The following is a 25,110-nucleotide window of genomic DNA, read 5'->3' as shown; positions in this document are numbered from 1 at the left end:
AGCAGTCAATCGTCCAGACGCCCGTCTCCTATAACTGAGCGCGCCCAGCCCTCGATGTCCGCGAACTGGAGGATGCGCAGCATGTCGGGCGTGTCGGCTCGCTGGCGGCCCGACAATATTGCGCCTATTGCATCGACGTCGATTAAGCCTGCGCCCGCAAGCCAACCGTCTAGCAAATAGCCGGACAGCCGGTGCCGGTTTTGCTCGAACGCCGGCAGGAACATCGACAGGATCCGGCCTTTGCTCCGTCTGTTCAGCACGATCTCGGGCAGGTCGGCGCGAAATGCCGCGCGCGCGAGCGCCCGGTTCACCCCGCCTTCTCCCCACTGCCAGCTCGGAACGCCGAGGCCATATTCGATGAGCGGCTGCGCGAGCAGCGGCGCGATCTTGGGCATGATCCGCGATCGATCATAGCCGTCGAGGAAAGGCTGGATGGGCAATATTCCGAGCGCGTAGCGCCTTATGCCGGGCGGATAATATTCAGCATCGTCGAACCAAGGGTGCCAGGGGCGTTCAGCAGCGTGACGGCTCGACAGCAGGTGATCGTCGACAGGCCAGAGTCGTATCCCGCGAAGGTAGCCGCGCAGGCCGAGGCGAAGTGCATTCCAGATATTGTCGTCCATGATCCGCGCCTGGTCACGCGCGGCTCCGATTGCGAAACGCAGCCCCTCATAGTGAAATGCGTCGAGCGCTGGCGCGACCGATGTCTGGTAGCCGAATGCGCCGTCTCCCGCAGTTCCGGAGAATATAGCATCGGCCCCGAACGCGCGCGCCGAAGCCAGAAATGCGGCGTCGGTGGGCCCGATCAATCCGAAACCGCCCGGTCGCACGCGCGGGGTAATGCTGGCGGCAATCGGGTCGGCCGGATCGGGGGAGAGCATCAGCTCGGCGAGCGGCACCCCGACGTTCTCGGCGACGGCCCGGGCATAGGGACGTTCATCTCCGTCAGGTTCGGCGGTGACCATCGTGATAGCGCGCCAGGGATCGGCCCGATCGGCAAGGCAGGCGGCGACTATGCTGCTGTCGATCCCGCCGGAGAGTTCGAGCTGGATGCGCGCGAAGCATCCGCTCCAGGCGCGCACGCATTTGCCGACGATATCGGCTAGTTCCATGGGGTCGGCGCGGTTCGGAGGCTGGATGACATAATTCCATGGCACCCAGCTAGCCGTCCGGCGACCGGGCTGATCCAGCCTCGATATCTCGCCGGGCAGGATTTCGGTGACGTCTTTGATTCCGGCGCTGGGCGCCCGCAGCAGAGGATATCGCAAATAGGCGTCGATCACGCTCGGCTCGGGGGCTCCGAGGGCAAAGCCGAGCGCTCGAGCCAGGGGAAGATCGGTGAAGGCGCAGTGCCATTTCGCACCTCCCTGACCGCCAACCTGTGAATGCGCCTGGAATATTGCAGGCCCCGTCAGAGGCGAGCGCAGGACGAACACGCCCTTGTCCGCATCGGCCCAAGCCATAATGAAGCTGCCCCAGAGGTTGCGTATTGCCCAAGCGCCTTCGCTCCGGACGATTTCCTCGACAGCGTCCGCTGCGAGCGCGGTGATTGGGGCAAATGTATCGCGGGAAAAGGCATGGCCGACCACCACCGCCCGGCCTGCGCCCACGATATGAACGATCGTTCCCGCCATTCCAAAGAGGGTTGCCGGCCCGACGCGGGCAAGCTCGCATATATCGCCGGGCGGGACGTCCATCGGACGCTCACCCTGCACGAGTGCAACGGCGATGGTCACAGTCGGAACACCGGCGTATATTCGCCGACCGTATTCACCGTGTCGGACAGGAGCGTATCGCCTCGCTGGACCCAGGCATGGGCAAGAAAGGGTGCGAGACGAACTCCGAAAAAGACATCGGCGTCGATTCCGCGGCGCCAGAGAATTCGGGCAAGCGCGAGACTGTCTGGGACGCACAGGGTCTTGGCAGGGAGCAATAGGCGGGCGTCGGCAAATCCCTGCGCGATCTCCACTGCGAGCTGCTCGGAAGATGGACTAAGCTTCTTTCGCGCGAAACGCTCGCGAATGCGGTGCCAACGTGCGAGCGTGCGGTGTAAACCCAATAGACGAAGGCAGAGAGCCGCCTCCCCCCGGCTCCACGCAGCCTCGGCCCAGCCCACATGTCCGCGTCTCGCTTCCATCTCGAGCGCCGATCGGACGAGCGGCTCGGCGACGACAGGCGCAATGGCCAAACCCTCTCCCTCGCCGATCAGGCGCCGTCGCACGAGCGCGTCGAGACCGGAAAGCTCTGCCTCCCCGTGCGTCCCCGCACCCGCGGCACGAAGCGCGAGGGCTTCCTCGGCCGCGATCAGGAAATAGCGGTCCGAGCGAAGGTCGAGCGCAACGGCACGGTCGCCCAGGAAACCGAAGCTCACATGAGGAAGGAGATGATGATCCATCGGAAAGAGGGCGCGGCGTTTGCGCGGCGCGCCCTCCGGTCCGTCATTCGGCCGAAATGCCGCCGCCCAGCCCGAACTGGACGCCATCGGCTTCCGGCCGGCGCGGGATCTGGCCGAGCGTCTCGACGCTCGCGACGCCCAGTTCTTCGATGCCGTCTTCGACGATGTCATTGCGGTCCATGGGACCCTCCTTTGATCATGCCGCGGAATTGCGGCAATCCCCAAGCTAAGACAGCCGCGCCAGATAGGAATTTTATACGAAAATATCGGCCGATTATTGTCTGAAGGGCTGCGAACGTGGGCGAAGATGCGCCGCCACGCGGCCCGCAAGCCGCACGCGCTGGCGATGGAAGCGCGTGATTTTGCTGCGCAAAGCGCTCCAACGGCCGAAGCGATAATCGTCCGCCATCGCAGCCAGAGCCTCCTCGGCTCGCTCGTCGATTTTCGCTTCCGCCTCGCGAAAAACAGCAGAGCGTTCGATCGCATTCACGATCGAATATTGCAGTTCTCGATTTGCCGTACCGATCGCGATCGTCCGGAACAGGCGGTCGACCGCATCAGGATAGCGGTCGTGAGCCGCGAGCTCGAGAAGGACGTCGGGGCTTTCCGGACGCGGCCTCGGACCTTTCAGCGCGAGCGAGAGCAAAGTGCCGAGCCAGCCATGGAGATCGGCGATGTCGCCCTCGGCCAGTTGCGGCTGGCGAAACCCGTCCTGATGCCAACTTTCGACCATGCGCTCGCCCGACAGCCGGTTGAGCGCGTCGCGAACGGGCGTCGCGCTCGCCGCGAGCGAGCGCGAAAGCTGCGCGGGATCGAGCCGCGTCCCCGGCGTGAACTCGCCGGCGAGAATACGCGCCTTCAGGGCGAGATAGACGCGCTCCATCGTCGCGCCGGGGCTCATGCCGCCCTCGCCCCGCGCGCCGCCCCACCGGCCTCCCCTTCCGCAGCCCCCTCCATTCCGGCCCGTCGCTGCGCGGCGATATGCTCTGCGAGCAACGCCTCCTGGTCGGGACGCAGCGCATCGATCGCTGCTACAGGTTCCTGCGGATAGCCACCGAACAGGATCGACGGGCATTGCCCTTCGAAATTGCCGAGATTGGGCCGGTGCTGCGCATAGCCTGCGAGCCCAGCAAGCTCGGGCGAGAAGGCCCGCGCGATGTCGGGCGGATAGGCCAGCCACTGGTTTTCATAAGGTTTGAGCCACCCGAGGCAGTAGCTGATGATGATACCCTGCCGGGCGCCGTCGCTCGCATTGGCCCCGGCGCCGTGCAGCGTCGAGCCCAGGAAGACGATCGCATCGCCGGGATCGGCGGACGCGACGACCGGCGCCTCGCGCGGCTCCTCGACCAGCGCCTCGGCGCCATGGCTCGAGGGCCAGATGATCGTCGCGCCATTCTCCGCCGTGAACGGCGTCAGCGGCCACATGACGTTGATCAGATATTCGACCTCGCCGAGCGAGCCCCGCCACATGTCCTGATCGCGGTGTGGAAACTGCGCAGGTGCGCCCGGATGGAGCTCGATCGCCTGCGCGAGATTGAGCTGGATGCGCTCGCACCAGGGGCCGAGCGCCGCCTCGGCGATCGCCAAGATACCGGGGTGGAGCACCAGGCCTTCAACGAGCGGCGAGCGGATGAGCAGCCGCCCGAAGCGCTTGGTGCGCGGGCCGTAAAAGCCGCCTTGGCAGAAGGGTGTCGCCGCATAGCGCGGCGCAAAGTCGGCGGCAATTGCCGCGATCTTGTCGGCGGGCGCGGCGCCGCGGAGGATCACATAGCCTTCCTCCATCAGACGCGCGGCTGCCGGTGAGCGGAGGGCCTGCGGTTCGAGCGTGGCGGGATTGATCATCATCGCGCGTCTCCTTCAGGCTGCGGCGGCGGCGAACGCCGCGCGCTCGCCGACGATCCCAGCGGCGGCAAGTTTCGAGACTGTCGTCTCGTCGATCTCGATCGCGAGACCGACGAGCGCCCGGCCCGCGTGCAGGCGCGTCTCGCCGAGCGCGCGGCAATCCCAGCCGAAGGTGCAGATCTGCCGGAACCAGGGGAGTTCGGCGACGCCGGTAAAGGTGGTGAGGTCGTTCGCTATCGCGAACTCGGCAAGCGCCACGAGCAGCGTGTCGCGTGCGATCCGTCGGCGCTCGGCGCCGATGCCCGGCGAAAGGCAGAAGCGCGTGATCTCGAAGATCGCCTCGCCGCTCGGTACCGGTCCGTCGCAAAGATCGAGGTAAAGGCCGTCGAGCAGCGCCGGCCGCGTCGTCGGGAGCAGCCGCGCCGAGGCGAGATGCGCGCCCGCCGTATCGGTCACGATCAGATAATGGGCGTGGATATCATCGAACTGGTCGATCTCGAAACGATCGGCGAGCGCGGGAATGTCCCATTTCAAGAGGTCGATGAAGACGCGCTTGCGCGCCTCGAACATCGAGCGGAGCACCGCATGCTCGCGGGTCCGGTTCACAGCGTCGACGGTAATCAGCATTGGATGTGCCTCCTTTTTGAAGAGGCGATCCAATTGAAGCGCTTTTGGCTTGCGCACCATAGCATGATCGGGGGGTGTCCCTCGATTTATCGGTACCGGGCGATGTCCGCGAAACTGATGTCGCCATCATAGAGCGCCCGCACCGTCAGCGTGATGCCGCCATTGGCATCGTAGCGCAGCCGCGCGTTGCGCAGATGCTCGCGGACCGTATCGGGACTGAGGCCGAGAATGCGCGCGATCTTCCAGATCGGCTTGCCCTTGGCGGCCCAGATCAGACACTCGCGCTGGCGATCGGTCAGCCGCGGCCCGGTTCGGGCAAGCTCAGGATGCGCGAGCAGCCGCGCCGCCTCGAAGGCGGGTCCGCCGATCATGCGCGCGAACAGGAGCGCCTCCTGGCTCGCCTCCCCTCCCGGCTCCCATGCGAAAGACACCGACCCATGGGCGTCGCCCGGCAGATGCGCCGGGACCGTAAGTCCATCGCCGATCCCGTGATGCCGCGCCGCCGCGAGCACTTCCTCATCGCTCGCACGGCGCGCGTCGAAGCGCGTCATGTCGTGCCACAGGAAACCGGCCATGCAGCGCTGGCTCGCCCGGTGTACGGGATCGGTGACGCCAAGCCGTCGCTCGTCGAACCAGCGCGCCCATTCCTCCGGATAATTATGGATGCGGATCCCGCGCTCGGGCGCGGCGAGGAAATCGACATGATGGCTGAGTGCGAACCAGGAGCAGCCCATCGCGAGGCAGGCCTCGGCGAGCAGGTCGGCCAGCCCCCTCCTGTCCTTCACCCGGGTGACGTCGAGCGCGAATTCCTGCGCGGCGTCGATTGTTGGCATTGCGACCCATGGCGCACCGACCGGCGTTTCCGACCCGGCCCGGTCAGCGTGCCCCTCGTCATTGCGGGCAGCCGCGCCGTCTTACCCGGCCGGGCCACCCGCGACAGTCGATCGCCGCTGGTCAAGGCGATCTTGGGAGAATCTGAAAGTGCGGGCCAACATATTATATTTCAAATATATTCGGCCGATAGAACCAGAGCGGGGACATCTCCCCAAATGGTCATGATTCTGCCATTTACTGGCCTCGCCTCCGAAAGTCCCAGAGGGCGATTCCCATTTTCTTCGCCTTGTCGGCGAGATTGTCCTGGATGCCGGTGCCTGGGAAGATGATGATTCCCGCCGGGAGGGCCTCGAGCATCCGGTCGTTGCGCTTGAACGGCGCGGCCTTGCCGTGGCGCTTCCAGTCGGGACGAAAGGCGACCTGCGTGACACCGCGGGTGTCAGCCCAGCATGCCGCGATGCGTTCGGCGCCGGTCGGCGTCGCACCGTGTAGGAGGATCATGTCGGGATGCCGCGCACGCGCCTTGTCGAGCGCGTCCCAGATCGCGCGATGATCGTCCGAGTCCGCCCCCCCGGTAAAGCCGATGCGGGTTCCCGCCGGGAGCAATGCCGCCGCTTTCTCGCGCAGCCGGCGGTCGAGAAAATCGCGGCTGTCGACCACGGCGGCAGTCAGGGTGCGCTGCGAGGTGCGCGAACCCGACCGCGGTGTCCATGCCCGCCGCATACGCAGGCGATACTGATCCGCGGCGGCTTCGCGGAAGAATTCCATCGTGTCGCGCCGCTCGATCAGGCTGATCCCCTCGGCGATCTTGCGTTCGAGTTCGACCGAGCGGATCTCGCTTCCATCCTGCTCGCGCTGGAGCGTCCTTTGTGCCTGCTCATTGTCGTCGAGCGTCCGCTCGACGCGTTCGCCGGCCCGGTGAAAGATATTGACGAGGTTCCAGAGCAGGCCGTCGAGATCGGGTTCGATCCGCGTCCCCTCGAGACTGGCGGCAAGGCCATTGAACATGTCGGCGATTGCCCCGCCGGCGATCCGGGCATCGGGAAGGGGCCGTGGGTCGGGGTCGTCTTCGAACGGCCGATATCCGTAGAGCTGCATTTCTTGGAGGAGATGTTCGGTGGGTCCGGGTTCGCCGGGCGTTTCTTCGGTAAGATGGGCGGCATCGTGCATTGTCGATCTCCGTCTGTCCGAGCCGCGCCTCGCGCGGCCTTCGCGGCGACGACCGGCGGCAGCCGAGGCGGCGGCGCACCGCGGCTTGCCGCGGCCGGAGCGCAGCGGAGGACGGCCGGCTAAGGCTATTTTGCCTCGCGATGCAAAGGGGCCCTAAGGCCCCGGCGGAAAATAGCCGCCCGCCGGCCGTTGCGCCGCCGGCTCGGCTGCCGCAGGCGCCCTCTTGCGAAGGCCGGAGCGCGCCCGGCGGATGGAGGCCGAGTACGCCGCGCCCCCTTCCCGAGCCCATTCCGGCGAATCCCGGATTTCAAAGAAACTCCGATCGGTCCGCGCTGGCGAATTGCGCCCGCAACGCGCGGACCAGCGCATCGCGCCCGTGCGCGACGAGATCGTCGTTGAAATCTCCGAGGCGCGGTTCGAGCGCGAGAACCGCGATGCCGGCATCGGCTGCCCGCTCGGCAAGCGAGGCGAGCGCCGCCGTGCCGGCAGGATCGGCATCGCAAGCCACATAGAGGCGCTGCAGGACGGGCGGAAATTCAAGCGCTGCGAGGTGCGCCCCCGAGAGGCCGGCGATCATCGGCATCGCCGGCACAGCCTCGCGGAGCGACAGGATGGTTTCGAGCCCCTCGCCCGCCGCCATCACAGGCGCGACGGCGCCAAATCGGACACCGTTCCCGAGCAAGTTTCCCATCGCGCGTCGCGGGCAAGCGACGGGCGCCTTGGCCATCGTCTCGGGATCGAACCAGGTGCGATGAACGCCGGTGATGCCGCCCGCAAGATCGGTGACGGCAGCGATGATCGCGGGCCAGGCTGGCCGGCCGCCCGGCGGATCGTCGCGCGAAGGCCGGTAGAAACATTGCGGATGATAGCGCAGGGGATCGGCGGCATCGACAGACACGATCAACCGCTTCGCCAGGCAAGCGGCGCCGGGGCTGCCGGCGATGGTCTTCGATGCCGCCCACAGACGCCGGGCCGCTTCTGCCGTGCCCCTTCGCGCTTTGGTCGGCGACGGATTCCGCTTTTCCTCCTGCGGAAGCGGCAGGCTCAGGAACCGGCGCGCCTCGGCGAGCGTCTCGCGAAAGCTTGCATGGCCGCAGGCGGCGGCGATCACGTCGAGGAGATCGCCATGCTCGCCGCTTGCCGCGTCGGTCCATTTGCCCGCAGGTCCGCGTCCGTCGGATTGCTCGCCGAGCCGGACGAAGAGGCTCCGTCCCGGCGTGTTATGGACATCGCCGACCAGCCAGTAATGACCCTCGCGGCGTCCATTGGAAAGATAGCGGCGGCACACCGCCTCGGCATTGTCGCCAAGACGGCGTGCGATTTCGGAAGCTGGGCTTTCCATGCGGGGCTCCTTCAGGCGGCCTTGCGTTCCGCGACACGCTGGATCGGAAACCGGTCCACCAGCCGCGCAAACACATCGGCGCCAGCAGCCCCTGCCGGCACGTAGAGCTTCAATTTCCACGAAACGATCTCGGAGATCAAGCCCATCGCCTTCAGGCGGGCAACGCCAAGATCGTTGAAGCCCGAGAGTTCGATGCGCCAATCGTTCATGGCGCGGACCCGCGCGACGCGATGACCTTCCGCGAGATGCAAGACCGACTCGCCCGAGGCCAACATTGCCCATGCGCCCGCTGCCGTGAGCTTCGGCGGTCCATCGTCGACGACGCGCGCGACCCAGGCGGGCGACACCTTGCGACCGATGACTCGCTCGCCCGCGTCGGTCTGGAGCCGGTAGACGCGCGTCGATTCATTCGGAAGGCTCCGCCAGATCGGCAGCAACAGACCGGCGACTATGTGCAGCGTTCCCGTCTCATATTCGGGGAGTTCGGCGAGTTCGGCCGTCCACGCGGCACCGAACATTGCCGGGTCCGCCTCTTTCCAGTGACTTGCATGATATTGTTCCGAGAGCATCTTCATCGTTTCCATCGGCCGGACGAGCCGGACGCGCCGATGAACATTGCCCTCGTCGTCGACGATGCTCCGCGCCCTTGCGCGCACCGCGGCGCGTCCCGATCGCGCATTGACGAGAAGCGCCGCTTCGGTGGTACGAGCGAGGTCGATCGCGGCGTCGAGCGTGACAGGCATCAACCGGTCCTTGCGCTCGATCGTCAGGAGCTGGGTTTCGGCGCCGGTACCGGGATGGGTATAGATTGTCCGCCGATCCGAGATGACGAAACTTTCGGCTCGCAGCGTCTCAAGACCGATCTCGTAGGTTCCGGCCGTCATCGCCGCCTCGATCCGCGCCGACAGCAATCCCTCGAACGCTTCGAAAAGGATGTTCTGCAAGTCGATCGTGAGCGCGAGCATCCGGTTGAGGAAGGTCGTGATCGGCTGCAGTTCGTCGCGAAGTCCACCATCGGCGTCAAGAAGCGACAGCCCGGTCGCGCTCTCGAAAGTTAAGAGCGAACATCCCTTCACCTTCCCGCCAACGATCAGCACATAGAGCTGGCGGAGCGCATCGCGGGCGTAGAAGCTCTCGAGGTTATCCTCGGGCCGAAACATGTTCTGGCCGCCGGTCTGGCGCTGGCCGCGCGTGATCGCGCCCATCGAGTCGAGGCGGCGCGCGATGGTCGAGATGAAGCGCTTCTGCGCCTTCACGTCGGTCGATACCGGTTTGAACAGGGGCGGCTGCTTCTGGTTCGTGCGGTTGGTGCGCCCGAAACCCTGGATCGCGGCATCGGCTTTCCAGCCAGCCTCGAGCAGATAGTGGATGCGCCGCCGCTGGTTCTTCACGCCGAGATCGGCATGATAGGATCGTCCCGTTCCGCCAGCCTCGGAGAAGATGAGGATGCGCTTGGCATCGTCCATGAAGGCATGGGTCTCGCCGACGCTTGCGCTTGCAGGGCGGTTCTCGACTGCGAAGCGGACTTCGCCGCCCTCTCCCGGCATGGGAACGATCCGGCGCGAGCGACCCGTCACCTCGGCGACCGCTTCCGATCCGAAATGCTGGACGATCTGGTCGAGCGCGCCCGGCACCGGCGGCAGCGCCGCAAGCTTCTCGATCATCGCGTCGCGGCGGCGGCAGGCCTCGCGGCTGACGATCGGATTGCCGTCCTCATCATGCACGGCACGCGAGGAGAGATTGCCGTCACCATCGGTGTAGGGCTCGAAAAGCTGGACCGGAAATCCGTGCGCGAGATAGTCGAGCACATATTCGCGCGGCGTGATGTCGACCGACACATCGCCCCACTCCTCGGCGGGAATTTCCGCCAGCCGCCGCTCCTGCAGCGCTTCGCCGGTCGAAACGATCTGCACTACCGCCGCATGCCCGTCTTCGAGGTCGGCCGCGATACTGGCAATTGCAGACGGCGTCTGCATTGCGGTGATCAGATGATTGAAAAAGCGCTGCTTCACACTCTCGAAGGCCGAGCGCGCCGCCGACTTTGCCTGCGCGTTGAGCGTGCCATGCTCCGCGCTCGTGACGCCTGCCGCTTCCATCGCGGCAGCGAGGTTGTTGTGGATGACCTGGAAGGCGCCCGCATAGCTGTCGTAGATGCGCCGCTGCTCGTCCGTCAGCCGGTGCTCGAGCAGCTCATATTCGACGCCGTCGAAGGAGAGCGAACGCGCGGCATAGAGCCCGAGCGCTTTCAGATCGCGCGCGAGAACTTCCATTGCCGCGACCCCGCCCTCTTCGATCGCTGCCACGAATTCGGATCGTCCGGCGAAAGGAAAATCGGTGCCGCCCCAGAGCCCGAGCCGCTGCGCATAGGCGAGATTCTGCACCGTCGTGGCGCCCGTCGCCGAGACATAGACGATGCGCGCATTGGGGAGCATGTGCTGGAGGCGCAGGCCCGCGCGGCCCTGCTGCGAGGGCTTCTGGTCGCCGCGTTCGCCCTTCCCGCCCGCGGCGTTGGCCATCGCGTGCGCCTCGTCGAAGATGATCGCACCATCGAACTCGCTGCCCAGCCATTCGGCAATCTGCTCGATCCGGCTCGCCTTGCCATCGCGCGCCTGCGAGCGGAGCGTCGCATAGGTGGTGAACAGGATGCCTTCGGCGAGTTTCACCGGCGTCCCCTGCCGGTATCGCGAGAGCGGCGTAACGAGCAACCGCTCCTGCCCGAGCGCCGACCAGTCGCGCTGCGCATCCTCGAGCAGCTTGTCCGATTTCGAGATCCAGAGCGCGCGGCGGCGGCCCTTGAGCCAATTGTCGAGGATGATCCCCGCAACCTGCCGGCCCTTCCCGGCCCCGGTGCCGTCGCCGAGAAACCAGCCGCGCCGGAACCTCACCGCCCCTTCACCATCCTCGCTCGCGGCGGCAGCGACGTCGGCGGTCTCGTCGACGCTCCATGCGCCGTTCAGATAGCCGCTGTGCGCCTCACCGGCATAAATGACCGATTCGAGCTGGGCATCCGACAGGAGACCTTCTTCCACGAGCCGCCGCGGCAGGTGCGGGCGGTAAGAGGGCTTCGGCGGCGCCACCGAGGCCATCGCTGCGGACTGGACCAGCGCCGTCGGGTGCGGCAGCGCGCCGGGGATGCGGAGCGACTGGAGCGTATAGGGCTCATAGATGTCCTCTTCGAGTTGCCCCGCCGTGGGCGCCCGATCGACAATTTCATAGTCGAGCAAGGGCGCGGGATCCGGATGCGCATCGACGACGGCGACGCCGACATCGCTCCTGCCCGCCTGAGCTGCCGTGCGGAGGGTGGTCGCGATCGGTAGGGCGGCACGCCGCGATACCGGCGGCACGGGCGGAATTTCCGTCGGTGTGCGCGGCGGCACATGCGCGAGCACCCATTGCAGCAGCGTCGCAAGGTCGGGCGCCAGGCCGACGGATTCTTTCAGCGTCTGCGCACCGGGCCCAGAAACCTTGTCGAAGATCGTGAGGCGGGTCTCGATCGTCGTTCCGTGCTTCGCGAAAGCCTTGCCCGAAACCGCCGCCGAGAAGACCATCGTCGCCGCCTCCTGCAGCCGCGCAAAGGCGGGGCGCCACGCCGGAGCATCGGGGGAGAGCCCGGCGCCGGTAATCGCAACGAGGCGCCCGCCCGGCGCGAGCCGGGCCAGCGCCGAGGAAAGGTGGCGGAGAGCTGCGTCCTTCATCCTGCCTTCGACATTGGCGAGCGCGGAAAAAGGCGGGTTCATCAGAACGACGGAAGGCGCCACGTCGTCGGCAAGCCGATCGTCGATCGTCGCGGCGTCGTGGCGGCTCACCGGGACCCCCGGGAACAGCTGATCGAGAAGCGCCGCCCGCCAAGGGTCAAGCTCGTTGAGCATCAACCGCGCGCCGGCAAGCTCGGCGTGCACCGCGAGCATTCCGGTTCCGGCCGACGGTTCGAGGAAGAACTCCTCCTTGCAGGTCCCGGCGGCGAGCGCGGCAACATAGGCGTAAGGCAGCGGGGTCGAGAATTGCTGCAGTGCCTGTCCAGTTTCCGAACGGCGCGTTTGCGTCGGAACGCGGGCCGCAATGCGTTCGAGCGCGAGCAGCATTTTCTGCGGCGCCGGGTTGCGGCTCGCGAGCGCCGCCCCGTACCGACGAAGCAACATGATGCTCGCTGCCTCGCAGGCTTCATATGCGGCCTTCCAGTCCCATCCGCCCTCGGCGTCGGTTGCGCCAAAGGCGTCCGTCATCGCGAGCCTCAGCGGGGCAGTGTCGAAGGGCTCGCCGCTTTCGAAGGAGGGAAGGAGTGCTTCGGCAGCGGACAGCAGACACGCCGCGCGCTTCGCTGGGCTGAGGTCGAGTGAAGGCGGGGCGGCGCAGCGCGCTGCAGGAGGGAATGTAGTCATGAGCAATCTCCAGCGGTTGAGGAAGCGTGCCGGCCGCCTCTCTCTCGGCTGGCCGCGGCACGCCCCTTCCCGGCTGCCTCTCGCTCGTGCGCAGCGGCTCTCGGGCGCGCGCAAAAAAGGGTGCGCAACGACCGCCGTCGAAGCGCACCCCGAGTTCAGCCCTTGCGAAGTTCCTCGTGACGATCGAGGTCGATGACGAAGCCGTGGCGACCCGGCGCATATTCCTCGTCCGGGACAAGGAAGCACCGCGTTGCGCTATTGTCGCGCACGCCGCCAAGCTTCGCACCGACTTCGATCATGTGCTGATGATCCTTTGACCGGCTCGCAGCGATGACCACCCAGTCGGCAGCGTGATCGGCGAGAAACTGGCGGCGTTCCTTCTCGAAGGATTTCGCAGGATCGAGCACATGACCGTAATAGGCCTCCCACGCGTCGGGCAGCGAGTTGCGCAGCGTCTTCTCGGCGAGACGTCGTTCATAGGCTGTGAAGAGCTCGATGAAGGCGGTCGCGACTTTCGACCATTCGCAGTCTTCCTCGTACCAGCCGTCGTCGTTCCGAAGAGCGCTTTGCATCCCGCGATTTCGCGCCGGGTCGAGGAAGAAGCCTCCGTGGCTCGCGGTGGAGTGAAAGACCACGCCCTCCGAATAGATCTCGCTCGATTGCGCAGGGCCCCACGGCGTCTGGGCGTCGGCCTTCTCGGACCATCGCCCGAGGTCTCGAAGCTCGCGCCGATGCTGCGCGATTTCCTCGACATGCGCGCGGAACGCCGACTCGTCCGTGACGATTCCATCCGCACCCGAAAAATCCCCTTTTGTCCATGCGGCCATTGCGGCGCGAAGACGCCAACCCGTCAGGACGCGAAGCCCCGCCTCCACCGGCACGGCGAGGAACGCGAGATCCTGCACCCGGCCAGCGAGCAGGCCGGCATGCGTTTCCGCGAACTCGGCCTCGATGATCGCCTCGCCGATCATGCCGCCAGCTCCCCGTCGAGGCCCGAAACGGTTTCGAGCCGGACTTTCGCGAGATGGTTGCGAGCCAGTCAGATGTCGGCGGCGGCCGCATCGGGCGCCAGATATTCGAGTTCCTCGCTGTCGCCATAAGGCCGGAGGATGCGAATGCTGCCCGGAGGGGGCAACGTTTCAATCTCGAACTCCAGTGCGCTGGTCGCTTGGAAGAAGCGGTGGAACTTGATCAGGATGATGCCGTTCGAGCCGAAATCGCCGATGTGAAGCAGGAATCCACCCGGCCGCGGCCCGCTCGGCGTATCGGTAGGCAGTTCCTTGCGCACGAGCCTCCCCCTGTCGTTCCGCGTCCTCCAAGCGGACAGCTTGCGCTTGAACCTGTCGGGCGGTCGCGGCGTGCCGTCGGAGAAGCGGATAATGGCGCCAAGCGGGGCTTCTTCGATGATGCGATATGCAGACATTTCAAATCTCCAGAAACGCCGAAGCCCCGCACGATGGCGGGGCTTCGGGGGTTGAACGATGGAAAGACTTAGGGCTGATCATTCGGGGCCGTGTCTGAGCTCGAGCCTCCCGATTTCCTCCTCGAGAAACTGGCCTGTGGACATGACCGCAATCCGGTCGGCCGAGATCAGCGACGCTGCCCCGCCGAAACCGTCGGGCCGCATCTTCGAGCAGGTCCACGCTGACATGATCTCGACGAAATCGAGCGCCGATCGCCGGACAACGTCCTGCAGAATTGTCTCATATTCGAGATCCGAGAAATCGAGCTCGATCTCGATTTCCGCATCGTCGAGTTCGGCGAGCGCCGTCTCGACCTGCTCGGTGATGCGGCTCGCGATTCCTGCATCTTCGGCAATCAGTGCCTTGGCTTCATCGATGCCGATAAATACCAAGTTGCTAGGCCCCATGCTGGAGAAGAAATAAACATCCTCGCCGCTCATCTCATGCTCGAACATCTCACACATCAGTTTGAATTCGAGCGCTGTGAACGCTGCCTTCGGAATGTCGGGCTGGACCACGGTGTGCGAGTAATAGTCAGCCATGACTGGCCTTCTCCCCAAGCGACGGATCTCCAGCGACAGTTTCCCTGTCCGCGGAAACGTCAGGATCGCCTGCGAGCACGAGCGGCGGAACGTCGAATCCCGCACCCTCGAAGTAGGAAAGCAGCGCGTCAACGGAGCCGATTTGCTCGACATGGTACCGGTCGATGACCACCCGGTCGCTCTCGTCGACCATGTAGCTCGCGGGCTCGCCGGAGCCGCGGTAGACGATCCGCTCGGGAGACCATTGCCCTGGACAGCCGCCGGCCCATCGTACGAACGGCAGACCATGCGCAACGCAGAAGGGCTCGAGAGCGTCGAAGCGGCCCCAGGCAACATTTTCGGCGTAGAGCGTCAGCGGCTCGGCAATTTGCCGGTGTTCGGGTTCGAACGGCTCGCCGCCCCAATCGAGCGACAGCCCCTCGGCCTGGACGGTCTCGACCAGCTCGGAAAAGAGCGCGGCATCGAGCCGGCCGCCAATTGCGATGAAAGCGGGAACGCGGTCAGCCATGACGCCCTCCCCTGCATGCGTTTGCACAAGGCAGCAGGTCGCTGCGGCGAACATAGGTCATTGCTTGTCTCCTTGGAAAAGGACGGCCCGGCAATTCGCCGGGCCAAGGGATCGAAATTTACTGGAAGTTGCCGATCACTCGGCGGCGACGGCCAACCGATCGTCATCGTCGTCGAGGTACGGCGGCAAATGCGCCTCGACCGCACCCGCTGGCTCGGCTTCCGCAGCCGGGCTGCCTGTCTCGCCATCGACCACCGGCGTGCGCAGCGGTTCGGGGAGCCAGTCGCACTCCTCGAGCAGCCGCTCGGCTTCGCGGGCCATGTCCGCTTTCTTGAGATGGTCGATCATCTGGGCAAAATTCTCGCCCTTCGCTTCTGCGACGTCGGCAAGAATCCGCGGCTTTGTGACCGCGCCGAAATAGCCGGCAGCGGTCGGTTTCCAGCCCGCCTGCACGACATCGAGTCCGACGGCGCGCGCAAGGACATGGCTGTGCGCGATGCGCCGCTCGACCTTGCGTTTCGAGATGCGTCCATTGTCATATTTGGGGACGATCTCGGCCTGCGCGTTGACCGCGACCGAGGCGCAGTGCGCGAAAAGCTGCGATTGGTCGTCGGGATCGAGCCCGAGCAGAAAGTCCCAGACCTCCTTGTCCAACTTGGGCAGCCGATCGCGCCACATGGCCGCACGCTCGGCGATCGCCTGTCCCGGCGCGCAATCGCGCAGCTTCGGTGGTTCGTTGCTGAAATAGACTGCATTCGACGAGACCTGCACGCAGCTGTCTTCGCTGAGCCGGAAGAAGCAGTCGAGCACGAACGCGTGAAGCACCGAAAGGAAGGCGAGCGCCGGATCGCCAGCGATCGCATTCTGCAACGCCAGCGTTCGCCAGGCGGTCAGGTCCGAGACGAGACGGTCGGACAGCGGCTTCAACACCTCGCCCTCGTCCTCCTCTCCGGACGGCGGCGCAGCGTTTGCGGCGACAGGCTCCGAACTCCCGCCGCCTCCGGCAGCTCCGGTCGCGGCATTCGCTTCACCATCGGCTCCGGAGCTCTCGAGCTCACCCGCGTCCGCGGCGGGCTCGTCCTCGGGCCGGACGAAGCCGCGTTCGACGCTGGTCGTGCCATTATGGTCGATCGAGACAAAGGCACCGCCGATCGGCACTTCGGTCGGGTCGAAGAGCAGCGGCCGATCGCTGATTGCGCCGATCTGGATTTCGATCGCATCGAGCCGGTCGTGCACCTCCTCGGGGACGTCGCGCTCCTCGGCCCAGCGCTCGTTGAGATCGTCGGCCTCGGCCTCGAGCGCGGCCAGCGCCTTATCGTCCTCTTCGGTCATCGCGACCTCTTCGCTCGCGAGCCGCCGCAGTCCCGACGTAGCGCTCCAGGGAAGATCGATCGCGGTCACGACCCACTTCCACCCCTCGCCCGCGATCCGCTCGCCCTCGGCGGTGAGCTTCTCGTCGACCAGCCGGTCGAGCAGCGCCGGATCGGTCAGCCAGCCGCCGGCATCGGCTTCGAACAGGTCGCGCACGATGCCGCCGCCCGCCGCGAGATAGGCCTCGATGCCGACGAAACGCGCACGCTTGTCCGCCGCCCGAACACTGTTCTCGGTGAGGCGCTGGCGGATGTAGGACGGCGACTTGTTGAAGCTGTGTTCGAGTTGGTCCCACACGGCGCACTGGCGGTCATGATCGTCCGACACAGTGAACGCCATGAGCACATCGAGGCTCATTTCGTCCTCGCCGTAAAGGTCGAGCAGCCGGGGCGAAACGGTCGCGAGCTTCAGCCGCTGGCGGACCACGGCGGGCGTGGTGTGGAAATGGGCCGCGATCGCCTCGGCGCCGTTGCCCTTCTCGACCATCGCCTGCATCGCGCGGAACTCGTCGAGCGGATGCAGATTCTCGCGGAAGGCATTTTCGGCGTAGCTGTCTTCCTCGGCGAGTATGTCGCCTCCAGCCGGACGGATCATGCAGGGGATCGGCACATCCTTCGCGAGCCGATTCTGTTTCACGAGCAGCTCGAGCGCGCGGTAGCGGCGGCCGCCGAACGGCACCTCGTAGCGGCCGGTCTCTTGGCCTGCTCCATCGAGCATCGGCCGAACGCCTAGGCTCTGAAGCAGCCCTCGCCGGGCAATGTCGGCCGCGAGCGTGTCGATAGACACGCCAGCCTTCACGCGCCTGACATTGGACTGGGAAAGCTCAAGCCGGTCGAGCGGAATCTCGCGCGCCTGATTGAGGGTGAGTTTCGGAACCGGTTTTGCCATGTGGTTTCTCCATCGCGGTCGCCGCGAGACTCTCTCTCGGCTTTCTGACCGCCACGAAGGCGGTCTCCCTTCTCTCCCTCCAGTGATCGGACGGGCGCAGCCCGGCCGATTGGGGCGGCAAGGTAAGTGGTCAGCGCTCCGCGGCGCAGTAGGCGGACCAAGCCGCCATAAGTTCATGGCGCTTCTCTAGAAGCGCTCCACGTCGGTATGCGGCTTCGGTCTTGTCCTTTACCGCATGAGCGAGCGCCGCCTCGACGACGCGATCCGGAAAGTCGGTTGTCTCGCTCGCCCAGTCGCGGAACGACGATCGGAAGCCATGCGGCGTGACGCCAAGGTCCATATCGCGCAGCACCTTGATTATTGTCATGTCGGAGAGCGGCCCCCCGCGTCCGGTGCCCGGGAATACGATATCGGTGCAGCTGCGGCGATAAAGCTCGCAGCGATCGAGGATGCGGCATGCATGGTCGCTGAGCGGCACGACATGCTCGCGCGCCGCCTTCATCCGCTCCGGGGGAATGGTCCAGAGCCGTGCGTCGAGATCGAATTCCGACCAGGTGGCGCCGCGGATTTCTCCCGACCGTCCTGCGGTCGCGATTACGAACTCGAGCGCCAGGCGTCCGATGGTTTCTGTCTCGCGAAGCCTCTTGAGGAATGCGGGCACGTCTGCGTAGGGCATCGCCGCGTGATGCTCGATCGCCTTGGGCTGGCGCGGCAGGCCGCGCGTCACCGACTGCATCGTCAACTCGTGCTCCCGATAACCCTTCGAGAAGGACCAGTCGAGGATCACCCCTACCCGCTGGCGCACTCGCCGCGCGGTTTCAGGCTTGGTCAGCCAAATCTCGCTGAGCAGTTCGTGAACCATCGGACCGGTAATGTCGCTGACCCGTTTGTCGCCGATGCGAGGGAAGGCAAACATCTCGAGAGTGCGCATCCATTGCCAATTATGCTTCGCGTTCCGCCAGTTCTTGCTGTGGGTTGCGAACACCGAAGCCGCAGCCTCGCGAAAGGTCGGGATGCCTCCTGCCTTCAGGCGCTCGTGGCGGGGATCGAGCCCTGCTTCAGTCCAAGCCCTCACCTGTCGGTTCAGTTCGCGCGCCCGCGCGAGGCTTACCTTGCCGGTCCCGCCTAGCCCAAAGTCCCTCCTTCGCCCGTCTTTCTGAACACGCGACACCCAGCTCTTTGAACCGTTGGGCCAGACCACTAAATAGAGGCCGTCGCCATCGGGGTGGCGGCCGGCTCGGCACTCGGATTTTACACGGGCTGCAGTCAGGCTTGGCATGCGCCTGTTCTCCCACATTTTCTCCCACGGGAGAAATTGGCTACGGGTGAACTGGCGTGGACGCCCTTGGACGCGAATCAGGTCGCAAGCCTCGGATTTACTTGGCTTTTTTGACGGGAGTTCGCGCTGCGGATTTTGGAGTTTGGTGGACAGGGCTGGATTCGAACCAGCGTACGGAAACCCGGGCAGATTTACAGTCTGCTGCCTTTAACCACTCGGCCACCTGTCCTTGGGGCCCGCTTTGGGAAGCGGTCCAATGGCGAAACGAGGCTTGCCTGTCAATGCCAGTCATGGGAAAGGCGCGCCATCATGCGTCAATTTTCTCGCCATCGCCGTCCCGCCGGCCAAAACCAGCGCGGACAGGCCATCCGCTTCTGGGGCCGCCACGCCGTCCTCGCCGCGCTCGCCAACCCCGAGCGCACCGTCAAGCGCATCTGGGGCACGCGCGAAGCGCTGGGGCAGCTCGATCTGCCGCCGGTGATTCCCATCTCTTACGCCGACGTCGCCGACCTCGCGCGACTCGTCGCGCGCGACGCGCCGCATCAGGGCCTGGTGATCGAGGTCGACCCGCTCGAAAGCATCTATCTCGGCGATTTGCTGCAGCAAGAGGTCGATACTGAGAGCAAGCGCCCGCTGATCATCCTCGACCAGGTCACGGACCCGCATAATATCGGCGCGGTGCTGCGCTCGGCGGCGGCGTTCGATGCCGCGGCGATCATCACGCAGGACCGCCACAGCCCGCCCGAAAGCGGCGTCATCGCGCGTTCGGCATCGGGCGCGCTCGAAACCGTGCCGTGGGTGCGCGTCGTCAACCTGTCGCGCGCGCTGGAAGAAATCGCCGAGGCGCAATATTGGCGCATCGGCCTGATGGGCGACACCGAAACGACGCTCGGGTCGACACTCGACGGCAGCAAGGTCGCCCTGGTGCTGGGGTCCGAGGGCGACGGCATGCGTCACAATGTCATGGAACATTGCGACGTGCTGGCCAAGCTCCCCATCTCGCCGCGGATGGAGAGTCTCAATATCTCGAACGCCGCCGCGATCGCGCTCTACGCGGTGGCGACGGCGGGCGACTGAGTTTTCCAAACGCCGTCATTGCGAGGAGCCGAAGGCGACGCGGCAATCCAGAGTCGCGCAAGGCCGCCCTGGATTGCTTCGCTACGCTCGCAATGACGAGCCTTAGGAGGTCAATCCTCCGCCGCGATCCGTACCTTCAGGCCGTCGAGCGCGTCGCTGAACGGGATCTGGCATGACAGGCGCGAATTATCGTCGCGGTCGGTGGTCGAATCGAGCAGGTCGTTCTCGTCCTCGCTCATCGCCGGCATGGCGCCCTTGTCGCCGGCCTCGACATGGACATGACAGGTCGCGCACGAACAGCAACCGCCGCACAGCGCGAGCAGTTCGTCGAAACCGGCGTCGCGGATATTTTCCATCACGGTCAGGCTGGTGTCGCCTTCGATCTCATGTTCGGTCCCGTCGCGCGTCACGACAATCAGCTTGGCCATGCTCGTCCCCATAGGTTTCTTGTCGCAGGCGCTATGTCGCGCGTTGCGCGCCAAATCAAGCGTTGCTATCAGCTTCCTCCAGAACAAAAGGAGAATATGCGATGGGCCTCAGCCAGCAGCAGCTGAACGCGGGGATCGACGCGCTGGCGGAGCGCGACACCAATTTCGCGCGCGCGCTCGGCAACGCCGGCTACCCCGAACCGCGCATCCGCGCGCCGGGCTATACGACGCTGCTGCGCACCATCGTCGGCCAGCAGGTCAGCGTCGCCGCAGCGACGTCGATCTGGAACAAGCTGGAGACGCAATTTGGCGAGGGCTGCCCCGCCGAAGTGATCGCCGCCGCCGATTTCGACACGCTGCGCGCCTGCGGCCTCTCGGGCCAGAAACAGGGCTATGCGAAAAGCCTCGCGCAGCTGATCCTCGACGGCGAGCTGACCTTCGACGCGCTCCCCGCCGACGATGAGGAAGCGATCGCGCTGCTCACCAAGGTCAAGGGCATCGGGCGCTGGTCGGCCGAAATCTACCTGCTCTTTGCCGAGGGCCGCCCCGACATCTGGCCCGCGGGCGACCTCGCCGTGCAGGAAGCCGTCGGCCGCATCCTGCAATTGGGCGCACGGCCGAGCGAGAAGCAGGCGCGCGAGCTCGCCGAAGCCTGGCGCCCCCACCGCGGCGCGGCAGCGATCTTCAGCTGGCATTGTTATAATATGGATGTGATTTAGTTTGCGGTGGATAGACGTCCCCACCTTCGTCATTCCCGCGAAAGCGGGAACCCCATAGCAACGGTGGGCGCAAAAAAAGGCCGGGCGGAGCATCCTCCACCCGGCCTTTTATTCGATCGTCAGCCGAAGCTTATTTCTTCGCCGCAGCCTTCTTGGCCGGGGCCTTCTTCGCGGGCTCGGCCTTCTCGGCCGCGGCCTTTGCCGGAGCAGCCTTCTTCGCCGCTGCGGGCTTTTCCTCGGCCTTCTTGGCGGGGGCGGCTTCGGCCTTCTTCGCCGGTGCCTTCTTGGCGGGCGCTTCCTCGGCCTTGGCCTCTTCCTTCACCGCATCCTTCTTGGCGGCCGGCTTTTTGGCGGCAGCTTTCTTGGCGGGCTTATGGTCATGGTCATGGTCGTGGCCGCAGCCCGGGCCATGGACGTGGCCGTCGTCGTCGGCTTCGATCGCGGCTTCGATTTCTTCGCGCGTCACTTCGCGATCGCTGATCTCGGCCTTTTCGAACAGGAAGTCGACGACCTTGTCCTCATAGAGCGGGGCGCGGAGCTGCGCGGCCGCGAGCGCGTCCTGCTGGACATATTCGACGAAACGCTGGCGGTCTTCGGGGCGATACTGCTGCGCCGCCTGCATGACCAGGCGCTGCATTTCCTGGCTGCTGACCTGAACGCCATGCGCCTGGCCGATTTCCGACAGGAGCAGGCCGAGGCGGACGCGGCGGACCGCGATCGAGCGATATTCCTCGCGGTCATTCTCGAGCTCGGCCTTCGCCGCCTCGGGATCTTCCTCGTGGCTCGCTTCATGCTCGAGCTGCTGCCAGATCTGGTTGAACTCGGCCTCGACCATCGTCGGCGGCACGTCGAAGTCATGGCTCGCGGCGAGCTGGTCGAGCAGCTTGCGCTTCATATAGGTGCGGGTCAGGCCGTTCAGTTCCTGCTCGACCTGGTCCTTCATCAGCTCCTTGAGCTTGTCGAGGCTTTCGAGGCCGAGCGACTTCGCGAACTCGTCGTCGATCTTTGACGCCGCCGGGACCTTCACTTCCTTCACCGTGACGGCGAATTCGGCGGGCTTGCCCTTCAGGTTTTCGACCGGATATTCATCGGGGAAGCTGACCTTCAGCACCTTCTCGTCGCCCGCCTTCACGCCGACGAGCTGGTCCTCGAAACCGGGGATCAGCTGCCCCGAACCGATTTCGACCGCCATATCCTCGCCCGTGCCGCCGTCGAAGGCGACGCCCTCGACGCTGCCGGCAAAGTCGATGATGACCTGATCGCCCTCGGCGGCCTTCTTGGTCTTCGGCGCATCTTCGAAGCGCTTCATCTGCGCGGCGAATTCCTCGATCTTCGCCATCACCGCCTTGTCGTCGGCGGGAACGGTCAGACGCTCGAGCTTCAGCCCGTCGATCGACGGCGCCTCGATGTCGGGCAGCACTTCCAGCGCGACGGTGACTTCGGCATCCCTGCCTGCTTCATAACCGTCGGCCAGCGACACGGCGGGCTGCAGCGCGGGGCGGAGCTTTTCCTTCGCCATCAGGTCGCGCACGCCGGCGTCGATCGCCTTGTTCAGCGCATCGGCCGACAGCGCGGGGCCGTGCATCTTGCGGATCAGGTTCGGCGGCACCTTGCCGGGACGGAAACCGGGCATGCGGACGGTCGGGGCGATGCTCTTCACCTCGTCGTCGACGCGCGCGTCGATATCCTTGGCGGTGATGGTGACGCGATATTCGCGCTTCAGGCCTTCGTTCAGCGTTTCGACGGTCTTCATTGCCTTGGTCTTATCCTTGCTCAAAATCTCGTATCCGAACCCCGCCAATATGGCGAAGTTCCCCTATCCCGGCCTCTGCTCGCGAAGTTGGTGCGGGCGAAGGGACTCGAACCCCCACATCTTGCGATACTGGTACCTAAAACCAGCGCGTCTACCAATTCCGCCACGCCCGCTAGAGAGCTTTCGGCCGGGTGCACGACATCGCGCGCTGCCGCGCACGCCCGTGCGGGCCGCGCGGGGCTATAGCAGACACGCGGCCAAGGGCAAGGGCGCAAAGCCCCCTGTTCCGCGGGCGGAACATGCTTGGCGTCTCCGCGGGCGGAACATGCTTCGCGCCCGTTCGTTGGTCAAGCCAAGGAGAATGAACATGGCCAGCAGCCCCGACCCGCTTCCGAAACCCAAGCCCGACACGATCGAACCGCAATCGCCGCCCGAAACGCCCGTGCAGCCCACCCCGCTCGAAGACCCCGCGGGCCAACCGTCCGAAATTCCGGGCCGTCCCGGCGGCGGCGATATCGACGAACCCGGTCGCGGACCCGATGAAATGCCGCCGCAGCAGATTTAACCTTGCTCCGTCATTGCGAGCGCAGCGAAGCAATCCAGAGGATGCGTAAACCGCTCTGGATTGCTCGCTGCGCTCGCAATGACGATCAGTTGCAAATGTGGACTTGACCCACCCCCTTCCCCCCAGCCACGATGGCCGCAGGGGAGAGAATATGAAAATCACCGCCGCCATCGCGCTGCTCCTGGCAACGACTACGCCGGCCATCGCGCAGGACACCACAATCTACCGCGGCGGCCCGATCATCACGATGGACGGCGACACGCCGCAAACGGTCGAGGCCGTCGTGGCCCGTGATGGCCGCATCGCCTTTGCCGGCTCCGAAAAGCAGGCGCGCAAGGCAGCGGGCAAAGATCCCGTGGTTCGCGACCTCAAGGGCGCCACGCTGCTCCCCGGCTTCATCGACGCCCATTCGCATTTCACCGTCGCCACGATGAGCGCGGGCGGGCTCGACCTGCGCGAAACCGGCGGCGCCCCGATCAGCGACATCGCCGGCGTTTCGGCCGCTATCCGCGAATATGTCGCTCGCGCGTCAGGGCCCGGGGGCTGGATTACCGTATGGCAGTTCGATCAGGAAAATCTGGCCGAAAAACGCTATATCACCCGCGCCGAGCTCGACGCCATCGCGCCCGACCGCCCGCTCGTCGTGCTCCACGTCTCGCTTCACGGCGCGGTCGCCAACAGCGCCGCGCTGAAGGCCGCCGGGATCGACGAGGTCACCCCCGTCCCGCCGGGGGGCATGATCCTCCGCGACGACGCCGGCAGGCTCAATGGCGTGCTCCTCGAAAAGGCGATGTTCCTGCTGCTCGCAAAAATGCCGCAACCGACGGCGGAGCAAAGGCTCGCCGCGCTCGACGCCGCGCAAAACGCCTATTTCGCCGAGGGCTATACCCATGCACAGGACGGCGCGACCCAGCCGCCCGACCTCGCCTTCCTTACCTCTCCACAGGCGCGCGAACGCCTCAAGATCGACCTCGCGCTCCTCCCCTTCTCTCCCGGTCTCGACGCGCTGCTGGCCAAACCCGACCTGAAATTCGGCAGCTATCAGGATCATGTGAAGTTGCAGGGGATCAAGTTCGTCCTCGACGGATCGGTTCAGGCACGCACCGGATATTTCACCCGCGATTACAAGCGCGGCAGCCCCGAGGGCCATCATCCCTGGCACGGCGAGCCCGTCCTTTCCGAAACCGACTTCGTCGCGCAGGCAAAAAAGGTCGACGACCGCGGCTGGCAGCTTTTCGTCCACGCCAATGGCGACGCCGCGATCGATATGGCGATCCGCGGCTTCGACGCGCTCGGGATCAAGGCCGCCGACGACCGCCGCCCCATCGTCATCCACTCGCAATTCCAGCGCCGCGACCAGCTCGCCGCCTACAAGCGCATCGGCGTCGGCCCCGCCTATTTCTCGAACCACGCCTGGTACTGGGCCGATGTCCACCGCACCAACTTCCCGGCCGAAGTCGTCGATTTCATCAGCCCCTTCGCCTCGGCGCGCGCTGCGGGCCTGACGCCGTCGAACCACAGCGACTACAGCGTCACCCCGCTCGATACGCGCTTCATGCTGTGGACCGCCATGGCGCGCGTCTCGCCCACCGGCGTCGTGAGCGGCCCGGACGAGCGAGTCGGAGCCTATGAGGCGCTACAGGCGCTCACCACCGGCCCCGCCTGGCAAATCTTCGAGGAAGATCGCAAGGGCCGCATCAAAGCGGGCCTCCTCGCCGATTTCGTCATCCTCGACAGAAACCCACTGACCACGCCGGTCACCGACATCAAGGCGATCAAGGTTCTGGAAACCATCAAGGACGGCCGCAGCGTCTGGAAACATCCGACCGAAGCCGTTTCGCCCTGATTCTTTTCTCCGGAACGCTCCGGGACAACCTTGGCGGCCGCGCCGCGGTGCGATAGGATGGCGATGCTGCAAGCAACGGGAG

Annotated in this window: 22 protein-coding genes and 2 tRNA genes; 4 read left to right on the top strand and 20 right to left on the bottom strand. The window is 65.5% G+C overall.

What is annotated here, in order from left to right; translation table 11 throughout:
• Positions 1-5 precede the first annotated feature (5 nt).
• The 17 genes from HDC29_RS19460 to HDC29_RS16000 form a co-directional block, all read right to left on the bottom strand.
• Complete coding sequence (locus HDC29_RS19460) at positions 6-1,736, bottom strand: asparagine synthase C-terminal domain-containing protein (protein WP_179499290.1); 1,731 nt, start codon at positions 1,734-1,736, stop codon at positions 6-8.
• Positions 1,733-2,395, bottom strand: a complete 663-nt coding sequence (locus tag HDC29_RS16075) for a lasso peptide biosynthesis B2 protein (RefSeq protein WP_179499289.1) — start codon at positions 2,393-2,395, stop codon at positions 1,733-1,735. Before HDC29_RS16075 ends, HDC29_RS19460 begins: the two co-directional genes overlap by 4 nt.
• Before the next feature lie 43 nt (positions 2,396-2,438).
• Positions 2,439-2,576, bottom strand: coding sequence for a hypothetical protein (locus HDC29_RS16070; RefSeq protein WP_179499288.1), 138 nt, complete (start codon positions 2,574-2,576; stop codon positions 2,439-2,441).
• A gap of 93 nt (positions 2,577-2,669) precedes the next feature.
• Positions 2,670-3,296, bottom strand: coding sequence for a GntR family transcriptional regulator (locus HDC29_RS16065; RefSeq protein ID WP_179499287.1), 627 nt, complete (start codon positions 3,294-3,296; stop codon positions 2,670-2,672).
• Positions 3,293-4,240, bottom strand: a complete 948-nt coding sequence (locus HDC29_RS16060; protein WP_373562821.1) for a phytanoyl-CoA dioxygenase family protein — start codon at positions 4,238-4,240, stop codon at positions 3,293-3,295. Before HDC29_RS16060 ends, HDC29_RS16065 begins: the two co-directional genes overlap by 4 nt.
• Before the next feature lie 12 nt (positions 4,241-4,252).
• The gene (locus HDC29_RS16055; protein WP_179499286.1) at positions 4,253-4,864 is read right to left on the bottom strand and encodes an acyl-homoserine-lactone synthase; all 612 of its coding nucleotides are present in this window, start codon (positions 4,862-4,864) and stop codon (positions 4,253-4,255) included.
• A gap of 86 nt (positions 4,865-4,950) precedes the next feature.
• On the bottom strand, positions 4,951-5,697 hold the full coding sequence (locus HDC29_RS16050) for a LuxR family transcriptional regulator (protein ID WP_179499285.1): 747 nt from the start codon (positions 5,695-5,697) through the stop codon (positions 4,951-4,953).
• 235 nt (positions 5,698-5,932) lie between these two features.
• Positions 5,933-6,868: a DUF2493 domain-containing protein gene (locus HDC29_RS16045; protein ID WP_179499284.1), complete on the bottom strand. Its 936-nt coding sequence runs from the start codon at positions 6,866-6,868 to the stop codon at positions 5,933-5,935.
• A gap of 307 nt (positions 6,869-7,175) precedes the next feature.
• On the bottom strand, positions 7,176-8,210 hold the full coding sequence (locus tag HDC29_RS16040; protein ID WP_179499283.1) for a toprim domain-containing protein: 1,035 nt from the start codon (positions 8,208-8,210) through the stop codon (positions 7,176-7,178).
• Positions 8,211-8,221: 11 nt separating this feature from the next.
• Entirely contained in the window at positions 8,222-12,589 is a 4,368-nt protein-coding gene (locus tag HDC29_RS16035; RefSeq protein ID WP_179499282.1) for a strawberry notch-like NTP hydrolase domain-containing protein, read from the bottom strand.
• Between the two features lie 155 nt (positions 12,590-12,744).
• A complete protein-coding gene (locus HDC29_RS16030) occupies positions 12,745-13,560 on the bottom strand; it encodes a hypothetical protein (RefSeq protein WP_179499281.1) in 816 nt (271 codons plus the stop codon).
• A 68-nt stretch (positions 13,561-13,628) separates the two neighbouring features.
• A complete protein-coding gene (locus HDC29_RS16025; RefSeq protein ID WP_179499280.1) occupies positions 13,629-14,012 on the bottom strand; it encodes a hypothetical protein in 384 nt (127 codons plus the stop codon).
• Between the two features lie 78 nt (positions 14,013-14,090).
• The gene (locus HDC29_RS16020) at positions 14,091-14,594 is read right to left on the bottom strand and encodes a hypothetical protein (protein ID WP_179499279.1); all 504 of its coding nucleotides are present in this window, start codon (positions 14,592-14,594) and stop codon (positions 14,091-14,093) included.
• The gene (locus HDC29_RS16015) at positions 14,587-15,102 is read right to left on the bottom strand and encodes a hypothetical protein (RefSeq protein ID WP_179499278.1); all 516 of its coding nucleotides are present in this window, start codon (positions 15,100-15,102) and stop codon (positions 14,587-14,589) included. Before HDC29_RS16015 ends, HDC29_RS16020 begins: the two co-directional genes overlap by 8 nt.
• Before the next feature lie 135 nt (positions 15,103-15,237).
• The gene (locus tag HDC29_RS16010) at positions 15,238-17,361 is read right to left on the bottom strand and encodes a ParB/RepB/Spo0J family partition protein (RefSeq protein ID WP_179499277.1); all 2,124 of its coding nucleotides are present in this window, start codon (positions 17,359-17,361) and stop codon (positions 15,238-15,240) included.
• A gap of 130 nt (positions 17,362-17,491) precedes the next feature.
• Positions 17,492-18,640, bottom strand: a complete 1,149-nt coding sequence (locus HDC29_RS16005; RefSeq protein ID WP_179499276.1) for a site-specific integrase — start codon at positions 18,638-18,640, stop codon at positions 17,492-17,494.
• A gap of 143 nt (positions 18,641-18,783) precedes the next feature.
• Positions 18,784-18,869 (bottom strand) — tRNA-Tyr (locus HDC29_RS16000).
• Positions 18,870-18,949: 80 nt separating this feature from the next.
• Here HDC29_RS16000 and rlmB point away from each other — a divergent pair.
• Complete coding sequence (gene rlmB, locus HDC29_RS15995) at positions 18,950-19,717, top strand: 23S rRNA (guanosine(2251)-2'-O)-methyltransferase RlmB (RefSeq protein WP_179499275.1); 768 nt, start codon at positions 18,950-18,952, stop codon at positions 19,715-19,717.
• Positions 19,718-19,827: 110 nt separating this feature from the next.
• Here rlmB and HDC29_RS15990 read toward each other — a convergent pair whose 3' ends face one another.
• Positions 19,828-20,145: a 2Fe-2S iron-sulfur cluster-binding protein gene (locus HDC29_RS15990; RefSeq protein ID WP_179499274.1), complete on the bottom strand. Its 318-nt coding sequence runs from the start codon at positions 20,143-20,145 to the stop codon at positions 19,828-19,830.
• Positions 20,146-20,246: 101 nt separating this feature from the next.
• Here HDC29_RS15990 and HDC29_RS15985 point away from each other — a divergent pair, with 101 nt between their 5' ends.
• Positions 20,247-20,864, top strand: a complete 618-nt coding sequence (locus HDC29_RS15985) for a DNA-3-methyladenine glycosylase (protein WP_179499273.1) — start codon at positions 20,247-20,249, stop codon at positions 20,862-20,864.
• 130 nt (positions 20,865-20,994) lie between these two features.
• Here the strand turns inward: HDC29_RS15985 and tig are convergent, their stop codons facing one another.
• Both tig and HDC29_RS15975 read right to left on the bottom strand, forming a co-directional pair.
• Entirely contained in the window at positions 20,995-22,617 is a 1,623-nt protein-coding gene (gene tig, locus HDC29_RS15980) for a trigger factor (RefSeq protein WP_179499272.1), read from the bottom strand.
• Positions 22,618-22,705: 88 nt separating this feature from the next.
• Positions 22,706-22,790: transfer RNA gene (locus HDC29_RS15975), tRNA-Leu, on the bottom strand.
• 194 nt (positions 22,791-22,984) lie between these two features.
• On the opposite strand from HDC29_RS15975, the gene HDC29_RS15970 reads away from it, so the two are divergent.
• Positions 22,985-23,182 (top strand): hypothetical protein, encoded by a 198-nt coding sequence (locus HDC29_RS15970; RefSeq protein ID WP_179499271.1) that lies wholly within the window; start codon positions 22,985-22,987, stop codon positions 23,180-23,182.
• Positions 23,183-23,333: 151 nt separating this feature from the next.
• Entirely contained in the window at positions 23,334-25,028 is a 1,695-nt protein-coding gene (locus tag HDC29_RS15965) for an amidohydrolase (RefSeq protein WP_179499270.1), read from the top strand.
• Positions 25,029-25,110: the final 82 nt, after the last annotated feature.

This window comes from Sphingopyxis sp. JAI108, assembly GCF_013410105.1.
Lineage (GTDB): Bacteria > Pseudomonadota > Alphaproteobacteria > Sphingomonadales > Sphingomonadaceae > Sphingopyxis > Sphingopyxis chilensis.
Note: the sequence above shows the minus strand (reverse complement) of the source record. Positions and strands in the feature narration are given on the sequence as shown.

What these genes read in the sequence shown, in the direction of transcription:
- HDC29_RS16075 (WP_179499289.1), bottom strand. Translation starts at nt 2,395, where the DNA reads ATGGATCATCATCTCCTTCCTCATGTGAGCTTCGGTTTCCTGGGCGAC.
- HDC29_RS16070 (WP_179499288.1), bottom strand. Translation starts at nt 2,576, where the DNA reads ATGGACCGCAATGACATCGTCGAAGACGGCATCGAAGAACTGGGCGTC.
- HDC29_RS16065 (WP_179499287.1), bottom strand. Translation starts at nt 3,296, where the DNA reads ATGAGCCCCGGCGCGACGATGGAGCGCGTCTATCTCGCCCTGAAGGCG.
- HDC29_RS16060 (WP_373562821.1), bottom strand. Translation starts at nt 4,240, where the DNA reads ATGATGATCAATCCCGCCACGCTCGAACCGCAGGCCCTCCGCTCACCG.
- HDC29_RS16055 (WP_179499286.1), bottom strand. Translation starts at nt 4,864, where the DNA reads ATGCTGATTACCGTCGACGCTGTGAACCGGACCCGCGAGCATGCGGTG.
- HDC29_RS16050 (WP_179499285.1), bottom strand. Translation starts at nt 5,697, where the DNA reads ATGCCAACAATCGACGCCGCGCAGGAATTCGCGCTCGACGTCACCCGG.
- HDC29_RS16045 (WP_179499284.1), bottom strand. Translation starts at nt 6,868, where the DNA reads ATGCACGATGCCGCCCATCTTACCGAAGAAACGCCCGGCGAACCCGGA.
- HDC29_RS16040 (WP_179499283.1), bottom strand. Translation starts at nt 8,210, where the DNA reads ATGGAAAGCCCAGCTTCCGAAATCGCACGCCGTCTTGGCGACAATGCC.
- HDC29_RS16035 (WP_179499282.1), bottom strand. Translation starts at nt 12,589, where the DNA reads ATGACTACATTCCCTCCTGCAGCGCGCTGCGCCGCCCCGCCTTCACTC.
- HDC29_RS16030 (WP_179499281.1), bottom strand. Translation starts at nt 13,560, where the DNA reads ATGATCGGCGAGGCGATCATCGAGGCCGAGTTCGCGGAAACGCATGCC.
- HDC29_RS16025 (WP_179499280.1), bottom strand. Translation starts at nt 14,012, where the DNA reads ATGTCTGCATATCGCATCATCGAAGAAGCCCCGCTTGGCGCCATTATC.
- HDC29_RS16020 (WP_179499279.1), bottom strand. Translation starts at nt 14,594, where the DNA reads ATGGCTGACTATTACTCGCACACCGTGGTCCAGCCCGACATTCCGAAG.
- HDC29_RS16015 (WP_179499278.1), bottom strand. Translation starts at nt 15,102, where the DNA reads ATGGCTGACCGCGTTCCCGCTTTCATCGCAATTGGCGGCCGGCTCGAT.
- HDC29_RS16010 (WP_179499277.1), bottom strand. Translation starts at nt 17,361, where the DNA reads ATGGCAAAACCGGTTCCGAAACTCACCCTCAATCAGGCGCGCGAGATT.
- HDC29_RS16005 (WP_179499276.1), bottom strand. Translation starts at nt 18,640, where the DNA reads ATGCCAAGCCTGACTGCAGCCCGTGTAAAATCCGAGTGCCGAGCCGGC.
- rlmB (WP_179499275.1), top strand. Translation starts at nt 18,950, where the DNA reads ATGCGTCAATTTTCTCGCCATCGCCGTCCCGCCGGCCAAAACCAGCGC.
- HDC29_RS15990 (WP_179499274.1), bottom strand. Translation starts at nt 20,145, where the DNA reads ATGGCCAAGCTGATTGTCGTGACGCGCGACGGGACCGAACATGAGATC.
- HDC29_RS15985 (WP_179499273.1), top strand. Translation starts at nt 20,247, where the DNA reads ATGGGCCTCAGCCAGCAGCAGCTGAACGCGGGGATCGACGCGCTGGCG.
- tig (WP_179499272.1), bottom strand. Translation starts at nt 22,617, where the DNA reads ATGAAGACCGTCGAAACGCTGAACGAAGGCCTGAAGCGCGAATATCGC.
- HDC29_RS15970 (WP_179499271.1), top strand. Translation starts at nt 22,985, where the DNA reads ATGGCCAGCAGCCCCGACCCGCTTCCGAAACCCAAGCCCGACACGATC.
- HDC29_RS15965 (WP_179499270.1), top strand. Translation starts at nt 23,334, where the DNA reads ATGAAAATCACCGCCGCCATCGCGCTGCTCCTGGCAACGACTACGCCG.